The organism is Phenylobacterium sp. (assembly GCF_004799395.1).
GTDB lineage: Bacteria > Pseudomonadota > Alphaproteobacteria > Caulobacterales > Caulobacteraceae > Phenylobacterium.
Window position 1 is genome coordinate 1 of record NZ_SSMZ01000242.1, and the last position, 5,695, is coordinate 5,695.

Genomic DNA, 5,695 nt, shown 5'->3' on the forward strand with positions numbered 1-5,695 from the left:
GCCGGGTTCGCGCAACCGGCCAACAGCAACCCGCGCGATTTCGCCTCGGACACCCCGAACTCGGTGTCCCTGGACGAGACCTACATCTTCTCGACCCAGTGGACCTACCACTTCGACGGCGCCGACCTGAAATACATCGGCGGCTACGACAACTACCACTACACCCTGATCGCCGACCAGGACGCGACGGCCATCGAGGGTTTCACCCTTCCGATCTCGACCTTCAATCCGGCCGTTCCGATCGCGGCGCAGCCCTGCGCGGCGACCAATCTGGCGGCGCCGGGCGCCTGCACCGGCGTGAGGGTCTTGCCGCAGTACTCCTCGACCTATCAGGAGAACAAGCACTGGGTGAGCCACGAGTTCAACCTGTCCTCCAGCGGCGAAGGCCCGCTGCAGTGGCTGGTCGGCGCCTACTACTACAAGGAAGGCGTCGAGCAGCCGGTCTTCACGTCCATGTCCAGCCAGACGCAACTGGGCTCCAGCAGCATCGTCGCGGCTGTCCCGTCCCTGACCGGGCCGGTGTCGGCTGACACCTTGTTGCGTCCCTACGACGACCGTCCGGACATGCACGACGAGTCCTACGCGGGCTTCGGCCAGATCGACTGGAAGTTCGCCTCGGACTGGAAGACCACGCTCGGCCTTCGCTACAGCCACGACCACAAGTACGGCACCGAGGCCGTGCGCGTGGTTTGTTACGCGGTCACGTCCTGCCTTGGCGGCGCGACTCCGGAAGGCCTGGGCAACACCTTCACTCCGCCGGTCGACGTGACCGCCGCGGTGGTGAACCTGACCTCGACGCCGGCCGGCGTGGTTCCCGGCGGCATCGGCGGCGTGACCTTCACGCCGGACGGCTTCGCCCACCGCAGCTACGACGCCAACTTCTCGGCGGTCACAGGCACGGCCGGCCTTCAGTGGGACCCCGAACGCGGCACCATGATGTATGCCCGCTATAGCCGCGGCTATAAGGCCGGCGGCTTCAACGTCGGCATCTCCACCACCTTGGGCAGCTCGCCCGAAACCGGGCCGGAACACGCCAACAACTACGAGATCGGCCTGAAGAAGGACCTCTTCAACCGCACCCTGCAGATCGACGCGGCGATCTTCTATCTGGACTACCAGGACTTCCAGGCGCCGGTGACCATCCCGGCCGTGAGCGGCGGCGTGCAGCAGGCTCAGGGCGTGTTCCTGAACGTGCCCAAGGCGGTCAGCTACGGCATCGAGCTGGAATCGATCTGGTCGCCGATCGACCACCTGCAGATCGCGCTGACCTACGCCTTCGACGACGCCTACATCAAGCAACTGACCGGCGTCATCGATCCGTCCGACCCGACCGCGGTGCAGCCGGGCGCCAAGCCGATCGGCGCGCTCACCACCTGCGCCGCCAACCCGACCGGCGTCTGCGACGTCTACACCGGCTTCGTGGAGCGCGGTCAGGACCTGAGCGGCAACCAACTGCCGCAGTCGACCAAGAACAAGGTTGCGCTGAACGTCCTCTACACCTGGATCACCGACCAGGGCTCGCTCTCACCGTCGGTGAGCTACATCTGGCGCGACAAGCAGTACGGCTCGATCTTCGAGCGGTTCTACAACGAGAGCCCCTCGTGGGCCCAGGTGGACGCGCGCCTGACTTGGAAGGACAAGGACAACAAGTACTCGGTCATCGGCTACGTGAAGAACCTGTTCAACCAGCTTGGCTACGACGGCGGCGCGAGCGGGGCCCGCCTCGCCGGCACCACCGGCGGCGTCAACGCCGTGCAGCCGGGCTTCGACATCACCTACCCGCTGACCCCGCCGCGCACCTACGGCGTGGAGCTGCAATACCGCTTCTAGACCTAAAACAGCCGTCCTGCGGCTCTTGGGGCGCGTCCGAAAGGGCGCGCCCTTGTTTTTTGGCGCCGTTGATTTTTTGAGGCGAATCTGTGGCGGCCATGCCGACTTTCTGAAAATTGGCGTTCTGTCAGAGCGAAAACCGTTGACGCTCTCGAACCTCTACCGCACGTTCGACGAACAAAAGGATTGGGTGACTGCGGCCGAGCGGCTGCGGAACGCCTGACGAAGTCCGCCAAACGTGCGGCAGGGAGGACAACATGGGGGCAAGGGGCGGCTTCAGGCCGGGCGCGCGATCGTGAGTTCGCTCCGCCGCGCCATCGTCTGCGCCCGGCTGACTCCGGGCAATCCAGAGAATTCGGTCTCTAGAACCGACTGCGGCGCAGCTTGCGGGCGCCACACCCGCGAGCGCGCCGAAACACAAGAAAACTCTAATCTAATCAAAGGCCTGATTGGCCACTGGGGAGGATAAGTTGCAACACAAGGTTCGCCTTCTGGCGTCAAGCGCACTGCTGTTCGCCGCCGTTCTTGGGACGTCGGCGCATGCTCAATCGAAAATCGCCATCACCGCCGCAGCGGCCGCGGGGGCTTCGAACACCATCGAAGAGCTTGTGGTCACCGCCGAAAAGCGGGCCCAGAGCCTGCAGGACGTGCCGGTCGCCATCTCGGCCTTCACATCGGCTAGCCGTGACCTGATCGGGATCAACACGATCCAGGACATGACCAACTTCACCCCGGGCCTGAACTATTCCAGCTCCAACGACCGCAACAGCATCCGCGGTCTGGCCCGCCTGACCAACTCCCACCCGATCGCCAACTCCGTGGCGCTCTACGACGACGGCGTCTACAGCTCCTCGACGGTGCCGGCCGGCAAGACGCCGATCTTCACAGACCGGGTGGAAGTGCTGCGCGGTCCGCAGGGCACCCTCTACGGCCGCAACTCGATCGGCGGCGCCATCAACGTGATTTCGCGGCGCCCGACCGAAGATCCCTACGCCGAAATCCGCGCCACAGTCGGCAACTACGGGCGAACCCTGCTGGAAGCCGCGGTCTCCGGACCCCTGGCGCCCGACCTGCAGTACCGCCTGGCCGGCAACTGGGAAAAGCAGCGCGACGGCTACTTCACCAACGTCGTCCCGGGCATGCCCTCCGAAGGCAATGTGATCGACCAGTACATCCTGGAAGGCCAACTTCAGGGCAAGGTCGGCGACCACCTGGACTTCTGGGGCAAGGTCGAGGTTGTCGGTTGGAACAACGGCGGCGGCGGCCCAGGCGCCCGCAACGGCTACTCGCCCGGCCCCTACAACTACGCAGAGTTCGGCGCTTCGAACGTCAACGCGTTCTTCGCCTGCGCCCCCGGCGGGGTCGTCAGCAATGTTGTGAACACCTCGCCCACCGGCTGCACGAACCCGGCCGCCAGCGATCCGCGCAAGTTTGCATCGAACTATGCGCAGTCGGTCTCGCTCGACGACACCTATATCGGCACGTGGAACTTCACCTATCACTTCCCGGCGTTCGATCTGAAGTACATCGCCGGCGGCACGAACTATCACTACACGCTGCAGAGCGACATCAGCGGCGGGGCCGGCTCGCCGATCAGCTCGTTCACGATCAACCCGGCGCCGTTCAATCCGCTTCTGCCGGCCAATACGTCGACCCAGCCCTGCGGCCTGTCCAACGCCTTCGTGGCGCCCGGCAGCTGCGCCGGCCTCAACGTCTTCCCGGCGAGCGTCCAAACCTACGAAGAGGATTTCCACAACTTCAGCCACGAGATCAATATCGCCTCCACCGGCGACAGTCCCCTGCAGTGGTTGGGTGGCCTCTACTTCTATCAGGAAGGCATCATCCAGCCGGTCTTCCAGAACCTGCCGCAGCAGACCCAGCTTACGACGGCGACGCCTATCAATTCCGTCGGCGCCTCGAACAGCGCGGCATACCTGAACCGCATCTACGACGACCGGCCGGACATGCACGATACGTCCTATGCCGTGTTCGGCCAGCTCGACTGGAAGTTCGCCGACGACTGGAAAATGACTGCCGGCCTGCGCTGGAGCCACGACCACGAATTCGGGTCGGAAACCCTGCGTAGCGTGTGCTTCGCGACTACGGCCTGCGCCAGCACGCCGCAACTCTTCGGCCAGTATTCCTTCCCGCTGGATGTCACCCATTCGATCGTCTATTCGGGCCCGCTTCTGCCGACCGGCGTGGTCGCCAATGGCCAGCCCGGCGGTGTGACCTACTCGCCGGACGGTTCGGCGACCCGGGACTACAGCGTCTCTTCCCAGGCGGTGACCGGGACCCTCAACCTGCAGTGGACGCCGGACAAGGACACCACGGCCTACGCGTCCTACAGCCGCGGCTACAAGCAGGCCGGCCTCTTCGTGGGCGCGGGCTCCACGGGCGGGCAATTCCCCGCCACGGGCGCCGAGCACCTGAACGACTACGAAGTCGGCCTCAAGAAGGACTTCGGCCGCACCCTGCAGACCAATATCGCGGCCTTCTACTACGACTATCTGGACTTCCAGGCTCCGCTGACGGTGACCAATACTTCCGGCAACCTGGCGGTCAACCAGAGCCTGTTCCTGAACGTGCCCAAGTCCTACAGCTATGGCGTGGAGTTCGAATCCACCTGGGCGCCGATCGACAACCTGAAGATCCTGTTCAACTACTCGTGGAACCCCACGGGGATCAAATCGCTGACCAACATCGTCGACCCGCAGGACCCGGAAGCCCTGCAACCGGGTGCGACCCCGATCAATCCCGTGGTCCAGACCTGCACAGGCACCGGCTCGACGCCCACGGCGGCCAATCCCAACCCGAACCCGCTCTGCGACGTCACCACCGGCCTGGTGCAGCGGCCGCAGAACCTGAAGGGCAACGTCCTGCCGTCGCAGCCTGAGAACAAGGTGGCGATCAACATCCTCTACACCTTCGACTTCGCACCGGGGTCGCTGTCGCCGTCGGTCAGCTATGTCTGGCGCGACAAGGAGTACGCCTCGATCTTCAAGCGCGACTACGACGCCTCGCCGTCGTGGGATCAGGTCGACGCTCGCGTGACCTGGAAGGACAAGGACAACAAGTACTCGATCATCGCCTATGTGAAGAACATGTTCGACACCCTCGGCTACGACTCCGCGGCGTCGGGCACCCGCAACACCGGGGTCTATCCGCTGGCGACGGTGGCGGCGTCGGGCGGAGCGATCACCCCCGGCCTGGCCAGCGTCCCTGGCCTGTCGGTCAATGGCGTCGCCACCGGCTTCGGCCCGGGCGGCATCACCCACAACTACCTGCTGACCCCGCCGCGCACCTTCGGCGTGGAGTTCCAATACCGCTTCTAAGACCCCGGATTTCCGGATCGGAGGGCGCGCCCGCAAGGGCGCGCCCTTTGTTTTGCGCCAAGGCCGTCAGCCGCGAGACTACGCGGATAGATGGGCCTGGCAGGCGCTGCGCACCAATTCCCCGAGCACGGCCACGCGTTCGCCGAGCCACCCCAGTTCCTCGGCAGTGATCTTGTAGTGAGGGGAGTACCGAGCGTCGACATAAGCGCGCCGCAATAGCTCCCAGCTGCGCTGCTCGGATCGGGTTTCCCGGGGCCACGCCGCAATGAGCGATGGCGCCAATCGCTCGGCCTGAGAGCGCAGGAAATTCAGTTTGTGGGACTTCGGCGAGTAGAGCGTCAGAACCAGAAGGACGCAGTGGTACAGGCGTTCGGTAGCTTGGTGTAAAAGGAAGGCCGCTTCCTTCGACATGCCCTTTTCGACCGCTGCGCTTGCTAACGCCTTGAAGTTTGTCGCGCTCGGAAACCACTCGTCGAAGTACCCCTGCGCCTCTTTCCGAGCCTCGTCCGCCGACAGCGGCTCGGCATGGT

The 5,695-nt window shown here is 64.6% G+C and carries 3 protein-coding genes; 2 read left to right on the top strand and 1 reads right to left on the bottom strand.

What is annotated here, in order from left to right:
- Together E8A12_RS15360 and E8A12_RS15365 are read left to right on the top strand one after the other, a co-directional pair.
- Window positions 1-1,830: TonB-dependent receptor (locus tag E8A12_RS15360; protein ID WP_293370342.1), on the top strand; the 1,830-nt coding region annotated here is incomplete at its 5' end.
- Window positions 1,831-2,300: 470 nt separating this feature from the next.
- Window positions 2,301-5,165 (top strand): TonB-dependent receptor, encoded by a 2,865-nt coding sequence (locus tag E8A12_RS15365; RefSeq protein WP_293370344.1) that lies wholly within the window; start codon window positions 2,301-2,303, stop codon window positions 5,163-5,165.
- Window positions 5,166-5,243: 78 nt separating this feature from the next.
- Here the strand turns inward: E8A12_RS15365 and E8A12_RS15370 are convergent.
- A partial coding sequence (locus tag E8A12_RS15370) for a HEPN domain-containing protein (protein WP_293370346.1) occupies window positions 5,244-5,695 on the bottom strand: 452 nt, incomplete at its 5' end.